Source organism: Acidovorax sp. 59 (genome assembly GCF_002754175.1).
Classification (GTDB): Bacteria; Pseudomonadota; Gammaproteobacteria; order Burkholderiales; family Burkholderiaceae_C; genus Acidovorax; species Acidovorax delafieldii.
Genome location: NZ_PEET01000001.1, coordinates 507,335 through 523,684 on the forward strand (window position 1 = coordinate 507,335; position 16,350 = coordinate 523,684).

General features: G+C 66.9%; 10 protein-coding genes and 1 tRNA gene. 3 read left to right on the forward strand and 8 right to left on the reverse strand.

Translation table 11 applies throughout. The features are described from left to right. Positions 1–63 precede the first annotated feature (63 nt). On the forward strand, positions 64–2,952 hold the full coding sequence (locus tag CLU87_RS02375; protein ID WP_099729370.1) for a DUF927 domain-containing protein: 2,889 nt from the start codon (positions 64–66) through the stop codon (positions 2,950–2,952). A 1,041-nt stretch (positions 2,953–3,993) separates the two neighbouring features. On the opposite strand, the gene CLU87_RS02380 is transcribed toward CLU87_RS02375, so the two are convergent. From CLU87_RS02380 to CLU87_RS02410, 7 genes are all read right to left on the reverse strand, one after another. Further along, a tRNA-Arg gene (locus CLU87_RS02380) sits at positions 3,994–4,068 on the reverse strand. 55 nt (positions 4,069–4,123) lie between these two features. Beyond that, positions 4,124–8,518 (reverse strand): translocation/assembly module TamB domain-containing protein, encoded by a 4,395-nt coding sequence (locus CLU87_RS02385; protein WP_369804285.1) that lies wholly within the window; start codon positions 8,516–8,518, stop codon positions 4,124–4,126. Further along, positions 8,518–10,458: an autotransporter assembly complex family protein gene (locus CLU87_RS02390; protein ID WP_233193687.1), complete on the reverse strand. Its 1,941-nt coding sequence runs from the start codon at positions 10,456–10,458 to the stop codon at positions 8,518–8,520. Before CLU87_RS02390 ends, CLU87_RS02385 begins: the two co-directional genes overlap by 1 nt. Before the next feature lie 142 nt (positions 10,459–10,600). Continuing rightward, positions 10,601–11,788, reverse strand: coding sequence for a VWA domain-containing protein (locus CLU87_RS02395; RefSeq protein WP_099729373.1), 1,188 nt, complete (start codon positions 11,786–11,788; stop codon positions 10,601–10,603). 24 nt (positions 11,789–11,812) lie between these two features. Beyond that, positions 11,813–12,409: a GNAT family N-acetyltransferase gene (locus CLU87_RS02400; RefSeq protein ID WP_099729374.1), complete on the reverse strand. Its 597-nt coding sequence runs from the start codon at positions 12,407–12,409 to the stop codon at positions 11,813–11,815. A gap of 20 nt (positions 12,410–12,429) precedes the next feature. Beyond that, positions 12,430–12,681, reverse strand: a complete 252-nt coding sequence (locus tag CLU87_RS02405; protein WP_060985012.1) for a hypothetical protein — start codon at positions 12,679–12,681, stop codon at positions 12,430–12,432. Next, complete coding sequence (locus CLU87_RS02410; protein WP_055401588.1) at positions 12,682–13,536, reverse strand: MoxR family ATPase; 855 nt, start codon at positions 13,534–13,536, stop codon at positions 12,682–12,684. A 106-nt stretch (positions 13,537–13,642) separates the two neighbouring features. Here CLU87_RS02410 and CLU87_RS02415 point away from each other — a divergent pair, with 106 nt between their 5' ends. Next, positions 13,643–14,305 (forward strand): cytochrome c, encoded by a 663-nt coding sequence (locus CLU87_RS02415; protein ID WP_056746840.1) that lies wholly within the window; start codon positions 13,643–13,645, stop codon positions 14,303–14,305. Between the two features lie 68 nt (positions 14,306–14,373). Here the strand turns inward: CLU87_RS02415 and CLU87_RS02420 are convergent, their stop codons facing one another. Then, on the reverse strand, positions 14,374–14,862 hold the full coding sequence (locus CLU87_RS02420; RefSeq protein ID WP_199170781.1) for a DUF3429 domain-containing protein: 489 nt from the start codon (positions 14,860–14,862) through the stop codon (positions 14,374–14,376). A gap of 221 nt (positions 14,863–15,083) precedes the next feature. On the opposite strand from CLU87_RS02420, the gene CLU87_RS02425 reads away from it, so the two are divergent. Beyond that, positions 15,084–16,346, forward strand: a complete 1,263-nt coding sequence (locus CLU87_RS02425) for a putative Na+/H+ antiporter (protein WP_233193688.1) — start codon at positions 15,084–15,086, stop codon at positions 16,344–16,346. The last annotated feature ends 4 nt before the right edge of the window (positions 16,347–16,350 follow it).

Consider the following 16,350-nt stretch of genomic DNA (forward strand, 5'->3'; position numbering starts at 1 on the left):
TTTCAGACACCTGCCATTTGGCAATGACGGAGCTTTCTCTGAAATCAAGGAGTGCCCCCTTCAATGTTGACCCCCACACCAGAACTGATCCGCGCCGCCTTGGCGCACATCCCCGCCAGCTTGGCACGCGAAGAATGGGCGCGTGTGGGCATGGCCATCAAAAGCGAGTTTCCCGACGCCACCGGCCAAGACCTGTTCGAGGCATGGAGCGCCACAGCAGACGGCCATGACCCACGCGCCACGCGCAGCACCTGGCGCAGCATCAAGGCAGGCGGTGGGGTGGGCATTGGCACCCTGTTGCACCTGGCCAAAGAGCACGGCTTTGTGCTGCCCAAAGCCAGCGAAGCCCCGGCAGCACCGAGCCCTGAGGTGCTGGCGCAGCGTGAGCGCGAACGGGTAGAGCGCCAGCGGGCAGAGCAAACCCGACAGCGGGCTGCCCACGTAGCTGCAGCGGTTGACGCCGTGGCGCAGTGGGATGCGGCCAGCGACACCGGCGCCAGTCCCTATCTGGCCCGCAAGGGCGTACAGGCCCACGGTGTGCGTTTTGCGGCCGATGGCTGCGTGCTGGTACCCCTGCGTGACGCTGCGGGCGCTCTGTGGAACCTGCAGCGCATTGCCCCCGAGCGCCCGGCCGATGGCACCGACAAGCTGTTTTTGAAGGGCGGGCGCAAGTCCGGGCTCTGGCACTGGTGCGGTGATCCTGCGGGGGCTCTGGTGCTGCTGGTTGCCGAGGGCTACGCCACGGCCGCCAGCCTGCACCAGGCCACCGGCCGCCCGGTGGCTGTGGCCTTCGATGCGGGCAACCTGGCCCACGTTGCCAAGGCCCTGCGCCAGCAAGACCACGCCGCGCTGCTGGTGCTGTGTGGTGACGATGACCGCGCCACCGAAGCCCGCACCGGCACCAACACCGGCCGAGTGAAGGCCGAAGCCGCAGCCCGTGCCGTGCGTGGGCTGGCAGTGTTCCCCGAGGGCCTGCCCGATGGCGGCAGCGACTTCAACGATATGCACCAGGCGCAAGGGCTTCAGGCCGTGGGCGCGTGCGTAGAGGCTGCCATTGCAGCTCACCAGGCAGAGCAGGCCGAACGCGCCCAGCGAGCCGCGCAGAGCGCCACAGCAGGCGAGACGCACGGGGCCAATGGAGGCAACGGCGGTGGCCATGCGCCACCCAGCGACAGCCGCCCATTCGACCCCTTCACCGTCAACGATTCGGGCGTATGGCATGCGGGTGTGGACAAAGAGGGGCAACCCAAGGCGCCGCAGTGGGTGTGCAGCCGCCTCGATGTGCAGGCCTTGACCCGTGACCAGGACGGTGCAGGCTGGGGCTACCTGCTGGCCTTTGCTGATCCGCTGGGCAAGCCCAAGCAATGGGCCATGCCAGCCCGTATGCTGTCTGGTGATGGTGGGGAATACCGCGCCGCGCTGCTGAATATGGGGCTTCGCATTGCCCCATCACCTGCAGCCCGCAACCTGTTGACCCAGTACATCCAGACCCGCCAGCCGGGCGAGTTTGCGAGCTGCACCGACCGCATCGGCTGGCACGGTCGCGCCTTTGTACTGCCTCATGAGACCATCGGCGACGATGCCGAGCGCATCGTGTTCCAGAGCGAAAGCCAGATGGAGAACACCTTCCGCGTGAAGCACGATGCAGCCGCCTGGCGTGATCGCATCGGGGCTCTGTGCGTGGGCAATTCCCGGCTGGTGTTTGCGGTGGCCTGCGCCTTTGCGGGGCCGCTGCTGCGCCCCGCAGGCATGGAGAGCGGGGGCTTTCATATCCGGGGCGACAGCAGCTCAGGCAAGACCACGGCCTTGCGCCTGGCTGCCAGCGTGTACGGCGGCCCCAGCTACATGCAGCGATGGCGCACCACAGACAACGCCCTGGAGGCCATCGCCGCGCAGCACTGCGATTCACTGCTGATCCTGGATGAGCTGGCGCAGGTGGAGGGCAAGGTGGCCGGGGAGTGTGCCTACATGCTGGCCAATGAACAGAGCAAGGCCCGCGCTACCCGCAACGGTGCGCCGCGTGCCCGTCTGTCCTGGCGTCTGCTGTTCCTGTCTGCCGGTGAGCTGGGACTAGCTGACCATATGGCCGAAGGCATGAAGCGCACGCGCACCGGGCAAGAGGTGCGCATGGCAGACATTCCGGCCGATGCAGGCAAGGGGCTGGGGGCCTTCGAGGAACTGCACGACTTTGCGGGTGGTGCCGCGTTCTCCAGCCATCTGGCCCGCGAGGCGCAGGTGTGCCACGGTGCACCGGGCCGTGCGTTTGTTGAATGGGCCTGCACCCATGCCGACGGCCTTCCCAAGCGCCTGCGCACCGCTGTGCAGGCCCTGGCCCGTGAATGGATACCGCAGGGTGCATCGGGTCAGGTGGAGCGGGTAGGGGCTCGCTTTGCGCTGGTGGGGGTGGCTGGCGAGCTGGCCACCGAGGCCGGACTGACTGGCTGGCCAGCGGGCGAGAGCGCACGCGGTGCACGCGCCTGCTTTGATGCCTGGCTGGCTGCACGTGGCGGGGCGGGCAATGGTGAGGTGGTGGCCATGCTGCGGGCTGTGCGCCGCTTCCTGGAGACACACGGTGATGGCCGCTTTGCCATGTGGCACCGGGCTGCAGATGATCACGCTCCCAAGACCCTGCAGCGTGCCGGCGTGCGGCGCATGCTGAACGCAGACGGCGAGCCCATCAAGAGCGACCCCGAGCACCAGCGGGAGTATGGCGAGCGCATGCCCGCCATGCTGGGTGAGGGTGTCAGCTTTGAATACTTCGTGCTGGCTGAAACGTTCAAGGCTGAAATCTGCCAGGGCTTCGACCATGTGGCGGTGTGCCGTGTGTTGGCTGCGCATGGTTGCCTGACGGTGAAGGAGTCCGACCGGTACACCATCAGCACCAGGCTGCCAGGCATTGGCAAGGTGCGGTGCTATCAGATACCGCCGGCCATCTTCGAGCTGGACCTGTGAGCGGTGGCCCTGCCAGGGCCTTGTGTGTTTGCCCTGCGGCTGCAGCCATGCCGTGCCGCCCGTGAGGGGCGGGGGCGGGAGCTACCTTCGCGCTGCCCATGCCGGGTTTACGGCATCTGGTGCCAAGGGGAAGGGGGCGGCCCCTGCTGTTTCTGCTGTGCCCTACCTGAGCCTGGGCACCCATGGCACTGTCGCCCTCTGGCTTGGGCGGGTCCCTCCTGGGTGGTCATGGCAAGGGTAATTCGAGCCCCATTGGTGCGCGAGTGGATGGCGTTTGAAAAGGGTGGACGGTGGACGGTGGACACATGCAGCCCCTGGCCTTGGGTCCTCCCTGGCTACCCCCAGTGCGGGTAATTCGAGCCGCGTTCTCGGACTGTTGCGGGACTCTCCCTAGGGGGGTTATGTTAAGAATGGACCGGAATGCTGGACGATTGCGCACGTCCGTGGATTCATTTGTCCCCGGTGTCCCCGGCAGATTTGCTGTTGTCCCCGGTGCTGCCGGGGACAAACTCTTCAAGGCTGGCGCGGGTTGCGGGCCGGTTTCCCCATTTGTCCCCGGTGTCCCCGGTAAAAAAGGGGTAACCCCCCGAAGGGTTGCAGCCAGCCGGGGTGTCGTGGGTCCTTCCTGGGAGGTTCGCATACGGGTAATTCGAGCCCCGCAAAATTTCTAGTCCCGACCGCTGGTGAGAGGTAAGTAAGCATGGCCAGGAGTGGGGCGGTGCGTCGGGTCCTTCCGGGGTAGCCAAAGCGCGGGTAATTCGAGCCGCGTTGCTGGACCGTTGCGGGACTCTCCCCGGGGAGTTGTATTGCTGGGCTTCGCCTGAGAGTGTGCGTATCTGATCGGGGGCCCGTTGGCTATGGCTGAATTTGAGGGTGTCAGGACTATGTACCCCCATTTTTTTCAAATGCACCCCCAAATGTACCCCCATGTACCCCCGGATTCATGCACACTTCGGCGCACATCCACGCACTAATCAAAGCTACTTCCCATTGGGAAAAAGAAAAAGGCCGGAAGCATGTGGAAGCTTGCGGCCTTTGATTTGGTCCCCTCGACAGGAATCGAACCTGTATCTAGCGCTTAGGAGGCACTCGTTCTATCCATTGAACTACGAGGAGGCAAGGCAACCGCGCATTGTAGTGGCGCGCGGCTGTCTCTCTGGTCGCTTGGACCTCAGTCGTATTTGACGGTGTAGATGATGTCCACCGCACTTTTCTCGCCGGTTTGCCCGCGCAGGGTGAGGCGGCGGGACAGGTCGTAAAAGATGTACAGCGTGCCCAGCGTGCCCGACAGGCTGCGCTCATACGTCACGTACAGGTCTTTGGACAGGCGCTTGCCGAAGGTGAGGGCGGCGGCGCTGGCGTCTTCGCCCGTGGTGGCGCCGCGAAAACCGATTTCGTCCAGGCCCAGGCGGCTGGCGGCGTTGGCGGTGGGGCTTTGGCCGCCGTTGCGGCCCAGCAGCGCCAGCGCGGCCTGTTGCAGCACGGCCGCTTCGGCGCCTCCGGCCGAGGCATTGCGGCCCAGCACCACCCACGACAGCTTTTCGGCATCGGGCAGTTCAGGGTCGGAATACAGCGTGACGCGTGGCGCCTGCGCGCTGCCGGTGACCTGCACGCCCGCGCGCACGCTGATGTTGGGGCGCAGCGCCAGGATGTCGAGCGAGGGGTTGTTGTACGGGCCGTTGAAGCGGATGAGGCCCGTCTCCACGTCCAGCATCTGGCCCCAGGCGCGGTAGCGGCCCTGGTCGGTGCGCACCTCGCCGGTCACACGCGGCGGGGCGCCGGGCACGGCGCTGCTGCGGATGTCCACCTCGCCGGTCAGCCGGGTGGTGATGCCCTGGCCCTGCAGCGCAAAGTCGCGCCCCAGGTTGAGGGTGACGGCGATGTCGGGCGGCTTGGCGGTCTCTGCCTGCGCGGCCACCTGGTTGGCCTTGGCGGCGGTCTGGGCCTTGGCCTGGTCTTCGCGGTCCTTGGCGGCGGAGCGCACGACCACGTCCGAGCCCAGGCGGGGCGCGGATTCGTCCGGCAGGATGATGGTGGCGCGGTCGGTGGTGAGCTTGCCGCGCAGGCTGATCTGGCCCTGCTGCAACTGGGCCTGCAACTGGCCCGACACGCTGACCTGCCGGTCGGCACGCACCAGCACCTGCAGGGCCTTGGCCTCGGCCTGCAGAGACATGGTGATGCCTGACAGGCCCGTGCCTGCAGTGGCGCTGTCGCCCCAGGCCACGCGGCCGGTGGCGGTCAACGTGCCGCCGTCTTGCGCGGCGGCTGTGCGGTTGCCGCTGAAGCCTGCGATGCGCGCGCTGCTGCCCCGCCCGCCTTGCAGGCGGAACTCGGTGATATTGAGCTGGTTGCCCTGCAGCGTGGCGCGAAGTCGGCCGCCTTGCAGGTCCACGCCGTCCACCACCGATCTCACTGCCATGTCATCGGCGCCCAGGGTGCCCGCCCAGCGCGGCGCATCGCGCGTGCCCGACAAGGTCGCACTGGCGTCCAGAGTGCCGCGCACGCGCCAGCCGGGTGGTGCCAGCGCAGACCACACGCCCACGTCGGGCAGGCGGGCGCGCAAGGTGCCGGCCAGCGGCGCATCGGCAGGCCAGGTGATGGCGGCAGCGGTGTTGGCGGCGGCCAGGCGCGTGCTGGCGGTGGCGTCGATCTCTCCCGCGCGGTCGCTGGCCCAGAGCAGGCGCGCGCGCAGCGTGTCGCCTTCGGCGGTGACCGTGATTTCTGCCTGGCGCACACCGGCGGGAGTGCCTGGGGCGCTTGCTGTGCTGGATGCACCTGCAGGCGGCGTGGCCGCAGTCGCCACCACGGTGGTGGCTCCGACGCCGGTGCCCTGGCCGCTGCTTTGCACCGCTGTGACGGCCGTGGCATCGCCCGCCAGGATGCGCAGGTCGCCACTGGCGCGGCGCAGGCTGGCGCTGGCGCGCAGGGCGTCGCCCGTGGTGTCCACGTTCCATTGCCCGTCGAGCACGATGCTGCTGGCCAGGCCCATGCGCGCAAGCAGCGGCTGCGCGGGCCGGCCTGCGGCGGCGGGCGTCTCGCCCAGGCCCAGCGCATCCACCCAGGCCATGGGCAGGCCCTGCAGCGTGCCCTGCGTTTGCAACCGCAGGGGGGTGTTGGATGCCGTGGCGGCAGACCATTGCACCGGCGACCAGCGCAGCGTCACGGTGCCCGGCAAGGGGCCTGTGACCCGGGCCTGACCGGCCGATGCCTGCAGGCTGAGGGCGCTGGTGGTGGGCGATGGTGACGCACGCCTGCTGGCCGGTGACCTGGGGGCTCCAGGGGTAGGGGCGCCAGTGCGCACGGTCAGGCCCAGGGGCTCAGCCAGTTGCAGCGTCCACGGCCCGGGGCGCTGGGCGGCCTGGGCCTGCAGGCGCAGTTCGCTGACCTGCAACTGCCACTGCCCGGCACCCACCAGGGTGCTGGCAAGGCGGGTCTGCACCGTGGTCTGCAGGGCCTGGGGCGCTGGCGTGCGAACCTCGCCGGTCAACGCCAGGGAGGCCTGCGCCAGGTTGCCCCCCAGTTCGGCCTTGAAGGCGCGCAGTTGCAGGGCTTGCCCGGCGGATGTGCCGCCGCTGGCGTTGGTGGTGGCCGGGAGCGACAGGTCCAGCTGGGGGGTGCTCAGCGTGGCCTGCAGATCAAAGCGGTCGGGGTTGCGGGCGGGTGCGCTGTTGGCGGTGGTAGTCTGAAGTTGCTCAGTCAACGTCTGCCATCCACCCTTCCAGCGCGCGGCGATCTGTGCGGCGCCCTGGGCGCTGGCCCCTTGCAGAGTGCGCTGTACGGAGGTGCCCACCACGGGCAGGCCGGCCAGCCAACGCTGCGTGAGTGCTGCATCGGCCCACTGCAGCTGCAGGTCGCCAGCGCCGCTGCGCGGGGCCAGTGTGCCTTGTGCCCGTGCGGTGGCGCCGGGCACTGCCAGGGTGACCTTGCCTTGCGCAGATTGCGTGCCCAGTGCGACCTGCAGCCCGGTGGTTTCCACACGGGCCTGCAATGCGTCTAGCACCAAGCGGTCCAGCCGCACCGTGCCGCCGTCGGCGGCCTGCCAGGTGCCTAGTGCGCTGAAGGTATTGATGCGCAGCGGTGCACCCGCTGCACCCGGGGTCTTTACGGTTGCAGCGCGCGCCGCCGTGCCGGTGTCTGCCCGCACGTCGGCACTGAAGCGCACGGCGTCGCCCTGGGTTTGTGCGGTGACGCGGCCGGAGAGCGGGGCGGCGGCCAGCAGCGTGTGCAGGGCGTCGGGGCGCAGCGCGCGCAGGGTGGCCTGGCCCTCCAGGGCATGGGTGGCGGGGGTGTAGTGGCCCTGTGCGGTGATGCTGCCCGCACCCGCCTGCAGGGTGGCGCTGGGCACGGTCCAGCGGATGCCGTCGTAGCTTGCGCTGGCGTCCAGTGCGGTCAGTGGCAGGCGGGTGGTGTCCCAGGGGCCGGGCAGGTCGTTGCGCAGCGCGGCTTGCAGACTCCAGCCTGCCGTGCCTGTGCCACCGGATGTCGGCCCGGCTTGCAGCGAGCCGTGCAGTTGCGTGACCGGTGCCTGCGGCCACAGGGCTGTCAGATTGACGGCACGCAGCGTGGCGTTGGCAGACTGCAGGGGCTGCTGTGCCCACGGTGCCAGCGTGGCGGTCAGGTCGGCCTGCATGGGTTCGGCCGCAGGCGCAGGGGTCGCGCGTGGGGGCAGGGATTTGGATGCGCCCGGTTTGCTGGGAGGCGCAGCCACGGGCGGTGTGGCGGCTTCGCTGGTTGGTGCGGGCTTCAGGCGTGCCTGCAGTTGCAACTGGGCGGCGGCGGTGGCCAGCGTGCCCTGTAGCGTGGCGTGGGCGCCCACCTGCAGCGCGGCACCGCCCCCGGGCACGGCGGTTTGCACGGTGCCGTCCACGGTGGCATCCAGCGCCATGGGGGCTTGTGCGTCCAGCGTGGCGCGAGCGCTGTACTGGCCCTGGGCCAGTTCTACCGCGCCGATGTTCAGGCGGTGCTGGCGGCCATCAAACCGGTAGTCGCCCACCAGGCCCTGGGCCTCCACGGCGGGGGGGCCGGCCCACAGCAGTTGGTCAACCCGGAACGGCACGCCCAGCTGCAGCGGCAGCACCAGGTCGGTGAGGGGCGTGGGCGGTGGCTCGGGCGTGTCGGCGGGGCGTGGCTGGGGCGTGATCAACACGCGGGCGGCATGCACCTCGCCCAGCTCCAGGCGGCGCTGCAGCAAGGGGGCCAGCTGCCAGCCCAGGCGGATGTCAGTCATTTCCACCACCAGGGTGGGGCTGCTCCAGCGCAGCCAGCCAATGCGCCCGCCGCTGCGCAGCGAGCCACTGACATCGCGGCTTTCCAGTTGTTGGTTGGCAGGCAGGTATTGCCCCGCGCGGGCCAGCGTGGTGGCCAGTGATGTGCCGCTGCCCGCCCACCACCACAACAGCGCGCTGGCCGCCAGCAGCAGGGCCACCAGGATCGCTAGCAGCCAGCCCAGAGCCCGCAGCACGCGCGGCGCGCGGGGCGGGGGAGGGCGTGGGGCCGACGAGGACCCTGCGCTGAAGTCCGACGCGCGGGCGCGGGGTGTGGGAAGGTGCGGGGCGTTCATTGCCATCAGAAGCTGAACCCCAGGCGCAAGTGCAGCCGCACTTCCTTGGTCTTGACGCCGTAGGCCAGGTCGGCCTGCAGCGGGCCCACGGGGCTGCGCCAGCGCACACCGGCACCCACGCCCACGCGCGGGCTCAGGTCACCCACCTTGTCGGCCACCGCGCCTGCATCCACAAACAGCGTGCTTTCCCAGTCGGTCATGGCACCCTGGTAGACGATGGGGCGCTGCCACTCCACGCTGCCCACGGCCAGGTAGCGGCCCCCATAGAGTTGCCCGTTGTCGGTGCGCGCGCCGATGCTGCGGTAGCCATAGCCGCGCACGGTGGTGTCGCCGCCCGTCACAAACAGCTGCGTGACGGGGATCTGCGCCCCCTCGCGCGCCAGCACGGCGCCAGCCTCGGCCCGCAGTGCCACGCGGGCATTGCGGCCGATGCCTGCATCGTCCTGCACGCGGCCTGCGGGGAGGAAGGACTGCCACCGTACCAGGGTGCGCACAAACGGATCGCGCTCTGGCCGAAGGGTGGTGCCCAGGCCCAGCTCCACCGCCAGGCCATGGCCCCGGGTGGGGGCGGTGAGGCTGTTGAAGTAGCGGCCCGTCCACCCGTAGTTGATGCTCAGGGCCGTGCTGGTGTCGGAGGGCGACCGCGCGTTGTCGGTCAGGCCCTGGCTGTTGGCGTAGTCGTACTGCAAAAAATAATTGCGGTCGATGGATTTGGTGCTCTTGCTGCGGCCCGCGCGCAGACGGCCGCTGTTGACGTCGTAGTCGCCCGTGGCCTCGCGCAGCACCTGGCCGCCTGCAAACCAGCGCCAGCCGTTGTCGTTGGGGAGGTCCGTCCATTCGGTGTTGGCGAGCTTGGTTTCGCGGTCCAGTGCGAGTTTGGTCACCGCGCGCCAGCCCAGTACAGGCATCTGGTTGTGGATGTGCTCCAGTGACAGGCGTGCGCCGCTGTCGGTCGAGAAGCCGGGGCCGAACACCAGCTTTTGCATCGGGGCCTCGCGCACCTGGGCCACCACGGGGGCGGCCTGCGGGTCGGTGCCTTCGGTATCGAGCGTGAGGAACACGGCGTCGTAGTAGCCGCTGCTGGCCAGGCGCAGCTGGGCGTCCAGCATGTCGGCCTCGTCATACACCGCACCGGTGGGCAGGCGCGCCAGGCGCCGCGCACCGTCGCTGTCGTAGCGCTGGCTGCCCTGCACGCGCAAGGGGCCGAAGCGGTAGGCGGGGCCGGGGTCGTAGCTCACGCCCAGTTGGGCTTCCTGCCGGTCGGCATCGATCTCGGCCCGGCTGTTGGCGATGCGGGCCGTGGGGTAGCGTCGGGCCTGCAGCTGACGCAGCCCGTCGGCCTTGGCGTTGTCCCAGGCCGACTGGGTGAAGGGCTGCCCGGGGGCGAGGGACCAGTTGCGCTGCAGGCGCTGCTGCCGCCGCGCCAGGTTGTCTTTGTCGGCATCGTCGGTGCCCGCCACGGTGATGTCGGCACGGGCAATGCGGGTTTGGGGGCCGGGCTCCACGGTGACAGTGACGGTGCGGGGCGCGCCCTTGCGGGTACCGGCGGTTTCCTGCGCCTCCGTCAGCTCCACGGTGATGGTGGGCGCGAAGTAGCCCAGAGTGCCCAGCAGTTCCCGCGCATTGGCGTCGGTGGCGCCCAGCAGGCGCTGCAGCTCGTTGGCCTGCAGGTCGGGCAGCTGGCGAAAGCGCTGCAGCTCCAGGTGGCGCTCCAGCGTCTCGCGCACCGTGTCGGGGGCGCGCACCACCACGTCAAACGACGCCGTGCCTTCGCTGGCTGCTGCGGTGCTGGCCATGTCGCTGCGCGAGTCACCGGTCGTGGGCTCGTCGGCCCGTGGCAGCAGGCTGCAGCCGCTCAGGCACAGTGCGCCGGAAAGCAGCAACGCCGACCACAGGGCCGGCGTTGGGGTGGTAGCGGTGGCGGAGCGCAAAACGCGGAGAGGCACGGCGCGGAAGGATATGTCAGGGAGGTCGTATGGGGGGCGGACAAGCCTGCCAGCCTGTCCCATTCATCCCCGACTATGCCCTGAAACTGAAGCGCCCCCTGTCGGACAGATGCTCACAAGGCATCCGTCCCCGCTGCGGCGCCTATTTGGACAGCAGCCGCATCGTTTCTTCCAGCCCCTTGAGCGACAGCGGGTACATGCGGTTGCCCACCAGCTGCTGGATGATGCTGATGCTCTGGCGGTACTGCCACACGCCCTGGGGCTCGGGGTTGATCCACGCAAACTTGGGAAAGGCGTGGGTGAGCCGCTGGATCCACTCGGCACCCGGCTCCTCGTTGTTGTATTCCACACTGCCGCCGGGCTGCAGGATCTCGTACGGGCTCATCGTCGCGTCGCCCACAAAGATCAGCTTGTAGTCCTTGTTGTACTTGCGGATGATGTCCCAGGTCGGGAACTTCTCGGCAAAGCGGCGGCGGTTGTTCTTCCACATGAAGTCGTACACGCAGTTGTGGAAGTAGTAGAACTCCAGGTGCTTGAACTCGCTCTTGACCGCACTGAACAGCTCTTCCACACGCTGGATGTGCTCGTCCATCGTGCCACCCACGTCCATCAGCAGCAGCACCTTCACGTTGTTGTGCCGCTCGGGCACCATCTTGATGTCCAGGTAACCCGCATTGGCCGCCGTGCTGCGAATGGTGTCGGGCAGGTCCAGCTCCAGCTCATGCCCTTCGCGCGCAAACTTGCGCAGGCGGCGCAATGCCACCTTGATGTTGCGTGTGCCCAGCTCCTGCTGGTCGTCGTAGTCCTTGTAGGCGCGCTGCTCCCACACCTTCACCGCGCTCTTGTTCTTGCCCGCGCCGCCAATGCGCACGCCCTGGGGGTTGTAGCCGCCGTGGCCAAACGGGCTGGTGCCGCCGGTGCCGATCCACTTGCTGCCGCCTTCGTGGCGTTCCTTCTGCTCTTCGAGGCGCTTCTTCAGCGTCTCCATCAGCTCGTCCCAGCCCATCTTCTCGATGGCGGCCTTCTGCTCGGGCGTGAGTTCGTTCTCCAGGATCTTGCGCAGCCAGTCGGTCGGGATCTGCTTGGTGAAGTCGGCCACCATCTCCACGCCCTTGAAGTAGGCGCCGAAGGCCCGGTCGAACTTGTCGTAGTGCTTCTCGTCCTTGACCAGCGTGAGGCGCGAGAGGTTGTAGAAATCGTCCAGGCTCCACGCGTCATCCGACTTGGGGCCCACCACACCGGCCTGCAGCGCTTCGAGCAGGGTGAGGTATTCCTTGACCGACACGGGCAACTTGGCCGAGCGCAGGGTGTAGAAGAAGTCGATGAGCATGATTTGGGCCTCTAGCGCTAGTGTTTATTGCGCATGACGCTCTAAAAGATATAGCAGCTGCGCCTTGGCCTCAGGCCATTCGCCGGCACGCATGCTGTACATCACCGTGTCGCGGATGGTGCCGTCGCGGCGCAGCGCGTGGCCGCGCAGCACGCCGTCTTTCTTGGCGCCCAGGCGCTCGATGGCGCGTTGTGACGCAAAGTTGTAGTTGTCGGTGCGCCAGCCCACCACATGGCAGCCCAGCGTGTCGAAGGCGTGGCCCATCATCAGCAGCTTGGCGGTGGTGTTGACGTGGGTGCGCTGCACGCTTTGGCAGTACCAGGTGTAGCCAATTTCCACGCGTTTCACAGCCGGCACGATGTCGTGGTAGCTGGTGGAGCCCAGCACTTTGCCGGTGGCGTCTTCCACCACGGCAAAGGGAAAGCGGTTGCCGTCCTCGCGCATCTTGAGCGCGGCTTCGATGTACCCGCGGGTGTCCTGCGGCTCGGGCACCGAGGTGATGCGCAGCTTCCACAGCTCGCCATCGGCGGCTGCGGCCCGCAGGCCTTCTTCATGGGCCAGCGCCAGCGGCTCCAGGCGGACTCCGCGATCGCGCAGCGTGACAGGTTCTACAAAAGCCATGGGTCTCTATCCCCTAATCATCAATCCTTGGACGGTTGGCTGCGGCGGCTGTTCTGCCAGCGCCGCGCCGCATGCAGGCCCAGGCCGCCACCGATACCCACCAGGGCGATGCCCACCAGGCTGCCGGTGCCGTAGCCGGGCGCGAAGATATCGAGCCCCAACAGCTGGCCCAGCCAGAAGCCCAGCAGGGCGCCCCCCACAAAGCCCACGGCATCGGCGACGCCGTGTGCCAGCAGCTGGCGGGTGTCGTCGTTGCTGTTGCCGTTGCTCACTCAGCGGTTCCTCTGGTTCATGAACACCAGCTTTTCAAACAGGCTCACGTCCTGTTCGTTCTTGAGCAGCGCCCCCACCAACGGGGGCACGGCCACCTTGTTGTCGGCGCTTTGCAGGGCGGTGAGTGGAATGTCTTCGGCCACCAGCAGCTTGAGCCAGTCGATCAGTTCGCTGGTCGAGGGTTTCTTTTTCAGGCCCGGCAGATTGCGCACGTCATAAAACGTCTTCATCGCCACGCTGAGCAGCTCGCTCTTGAGCGTGGGGAAGTGCACGTTGATGATCTGCCGCATCGTGTCGGCCTCGGGGAACTTGATGAAGTGGAAGAAGCAGCGGCGCAGGAACGCATCGGGCAGCTCCTTTTCGTTGTTCGACGTGATGAACACCAGCGGGCGGTGCTTGGCCTTGATGAGTTCACGCGTTTCGTAGCAGTAGAACTCCATGCGGTCGATTTCGCGCAGCAGGTCGTTCGGGAATTCGATGTCGGCCTTGTCGATCTCGTCGATCAGCAGCGCCACGGGGCGGTCGGCCGTGAAGGCCTGCCACAGCACGCCCTGGATGATGTAGTTGCGGATGTTCTTCACGCGCTCGGCGCTGTCGCCGTCGTTGAGCTGGCTGTCGCGCAAGCGACTCACCGCGTCATATTCATACAGGCCCTGCTGGGCCTTGGTGGTGGACTTGATGTGCCACTGCAGCAGGGGCATGTCCAGCGCCTGCGCCACTTCCTCGGCCAGCATCGTCTTGCCCGTGCCGGGCTCGCCCTTGATCAGCAGCGGCCGTTGCAGCGTGATGGCCGCATTCACGGCGAGCATCAGGTCTTGGGTGGCGACGTAGTTCTGGGAGCCTTGGAATTTCATGGGGGAAAACACCGGATCGTTGATGAATGGGCTTGACAGGGCGCTGGCTATAATCGACGGCTGATCAGAGCCCAGAGCTGAACTTCCACGAGATTGTGCGCGCAAAATGAACAAAACGTTGACCACGCTATTTGCCCTGGCTGTCGCTTCCGTGACCGCCTTGTCCCACGCCCAGGAAGCCAAGGGCGACGTGGAAGCCGGCAAGCAAAAGATTGCCATGTGCATTGGTTGCCACGGCATCGTTGGCTACCAGGCCAGCTTTCCTGAGATCCACAAGGTGCCCATGATCTCGGGCCAGAGCGCCAAGTACATTGCGGCAGCGCTGGTCGCCTACCAAAAGGGCGAGCGCAAGCACCCCACCATGCGCGGCATCGCCGAGTCGTTGTCCGAGAAGGACATCGCTGACGTGTCGGCCTACTACGAACAACACGGCAAGACCGGTGCCGAACTGCCCGCCAAGCCCTCGCGTGAACCCAGCGTGCAAGTGGCCGAGCTGCTGAAGAAGGGCGCTTGCGTTTCCTGCCACGGCGACAACTTCGCCAAGCCCATCGACCCCTCTTACCCCAAGATCGCCGGCCAGCATGCCGACTACCTGTTTGTGGCGCTCAAGGCCTACAAGGTTGAGAAGAACGCCAACGTTGGTCGTGGCAACGCCATCATGGGCGGTGTGGCCAAGCAGTTCACCAACGCTGAACTGAAGGCCTTGGCCAATTACGTGAGCGGCCTGGACGGCGACTTGCACACGGTGCCCCAGTCGCGCTTCCGTTGATCAGCAGTCTGGCTGACTACAACAAAAAAAGCCCGCTTCGGCGGGCTTTTTGCTGGCTGGTTGAATCGTCAACGGCTGGTGGCCCATGCCCCCAACGCCAGACATGTACAAGCCGTGACCGTCAGGCGCCATCGCAGCGGCAAGTACCACGTGGGAAGCAAGGTGCGCGCAGCCAGCCGGTGGTCTTGCACCAGGTGGGCTGCAAAGCCTGTTATCAGCAGCACAGCCCCTGCTGCAGGGGGCAATAGCGTGGCAGGCCAGGCCATCAACGATGGCACCACGCTCCATACAAAGCAGCGCGTGCGTTCTGGGGCGCTCAGCCCGCTTTGTGCCATGGCAAAGCCCCAGTGCAGCGCACCCACAAAACTCAGAATCACTGCGCCGTAGGCCAGCAGCGCCTCGCTCCACCACGGTGTACTGGGCGCCCACAGGCCCACGGCTGCCAGCGCCAGGAACGGCAGCAGGCCGCCGTATCCCAGCCAGGCCACTGCCGGCGGGATGGGGGCAGAGGAGGGCGGAGGCAAAGGTTGTGTGGGCGTATGGATGTGCGTCGACATGAAAGCCTCCAGATAGGTGTCCGCATTGTCTGGAAAGTGAGACTCCCGAGTGCCATGCATGGTTGTGTGTGCCAGCCAACCGTCCTTTCGCGAGTGCCTCAAGCCCTGCGCCTACAGAGCTCTCCGGTATCGCCAGTTAAAATGTTGTTTGGGTGTCGGCGCCATGGTGGCTCGGCAGGTTCATGCGCTGGTCGGGCCGCCGCGCGGCTTTTCTGCGACCCATGAACTCCTCCCCCACCCTGATCCAGGTGGTTGGTGCCGTCCTGTTCGGCCTGGCCATTCTTCACACCTTCTCCACCAAGTATTTCGAGCACCTTGCGCACACGCAGCCCCGGCACGCGGGCATCTGGCATCTGCTGGGCGAGGTAGAGGTCGTGTTCGGCTTCTGGGCGATGGTGCTCATGCTGTTCATGTTCTCCATCAGCGGCAAGCAGGAGGCCACCGCCTACTTGGATTCGCGCAATTTCACCGAGCCACTGTTCGTGTTCGCGATCATGGTGATCGCCGCCACGCGGCCTATCCTGGAGCTGTCTGGGGCTCTTGTCCGGGCGCTTGCCGCTTTGTTGCCGGTACAGCGCGGCATGGCCATGTATTTTGTGGTGCTGGCGTTCGTGCCGCTGCTTGGGTCGTTCATCACCGAACCTGCGGCGATGACGCTGGCCGCGTTGATGCTGCGGGACACGCTGTTCTCCCACCCCATCTCCAGCCGGCTCAAGTATTCGACCATCGGTGTGCTGTTCGTGAACATCTCGATTGGTGGAACGCTCACTTCCTTTGCGGCGCCGCCCGTGCTGATGGTGGCTGCCAAGTGGAACTGGGACATCTGGTTCATGCTATCCAACTTCGGTTGGAAGGCGGCGGTGGCCGTGCTCGTCAATGCGGCCATCGCGATGCTGATCTTCCGCAACCAGTTGGGCCACATGGGCCGTAAGATGCCCACCTCCGAGTCCCCCATGCCGTGGACCGTGACGGGCGTGCACCTTGCCTTCCTGGTGCTGGTGGTAGTGTTTGCCCACCATCCCGCTGTGTTCATGGGCCTGTTCCTGTTCTTCATGGGGTTCACCACGGCGTACCAGCGCTACCAAAGTCCGCTGATCCTGCGCGAGGCGCTGCTGGTGGCGTTCTTCCTGGCTGGGCTGGTGGTGCTGGGCGGCTTGCAGCAATGGTGGCTGCAGCCCGTGCTCATGAAGATGGATGCCAACGCTGTGTTTTTTGGCGCCGCTGCGCTCACCGCGTTCACCGACAACGCTGCGCTGACATACCTGGGCTCGTTGGTCGAAGGCCTGAGTGACGAGTTCAAGGTGGCCCTGGTGGCGGGCGCCGTCACGGGGGGCGGCCTGACGGTGATTGCCAATGCGCCCAACCCGGCCGGGGCGTCCATCCTGAAGGAGAAGTTCTCGGACGGTGTCATCAACCCACTGGGCCTGCTGCTGGGGGCCTTGCCGCCCACGCTGGTGGCGGTGATCGCATTCCAGGTGCTGTAGGCGG

Excerpts from the sequence above, each read along its gene's own strand:
- CLU87_RS02400 (WP_099729374.1), bottom strand. The coding sequence starts at position 12,409 with ATGGCTTTTGTAGAACCTGTCACGCTGCGCGATCGCGGAGTCCGCCTG.
- CLU87_RS02385 (WP_369804285.1), bottom strand. The coding sequence starts at position 8,518 with ATGGCAATGAACGCCCCGCACCTTCCCACACCCCGCGCCCGCGCGTCG.
- CLU87_RS02415 (WP_056746840.1), top strand. The coding sequence starts at position 13,643 with ATGAACAAAACGTTGACCACGCTATTTGCCCTGGCTGTCGCTTCCGTG.
- CLU87_RS02420 (WP_199170781.1), bottom strand. The coding sequence starts at position 14,862 with ATGTCGACGCACATCCATACGCCCACACAACCTTTGCCTCCGCCCTCC.
- CLU87_RS02395 (WP_099729373.1), bottom strand. The coding sequence starts at position 11,788 with ATGCTCATCGACTTCTTCTACACCCTGCGCTCGGCCAAGTTGCCCGTG.
- CLU87_RS02410 (WP_055401588.1), bottom strand. The coding sequence starts at position 13,536 with ATGAAATTCCAAGGCTCCCAGAACTACGTCGCCACCCAAGACCTGATG.
- CLU87_RS02375 (WP_099729370.1), top strand. The coding sequence starts at position 64 with ATGTTGACCCCCACACCAGAACTGATCCGCGCCGCCTTGGCGCACATC.
- CLU87_RS02425 (WP_233193688.1), top strand. The coding sequence starts at position 15,084 with ATGAACTCCTCCCCCACCCTGATCCAGGTGGTTGGTGCCGTCCTGTTC.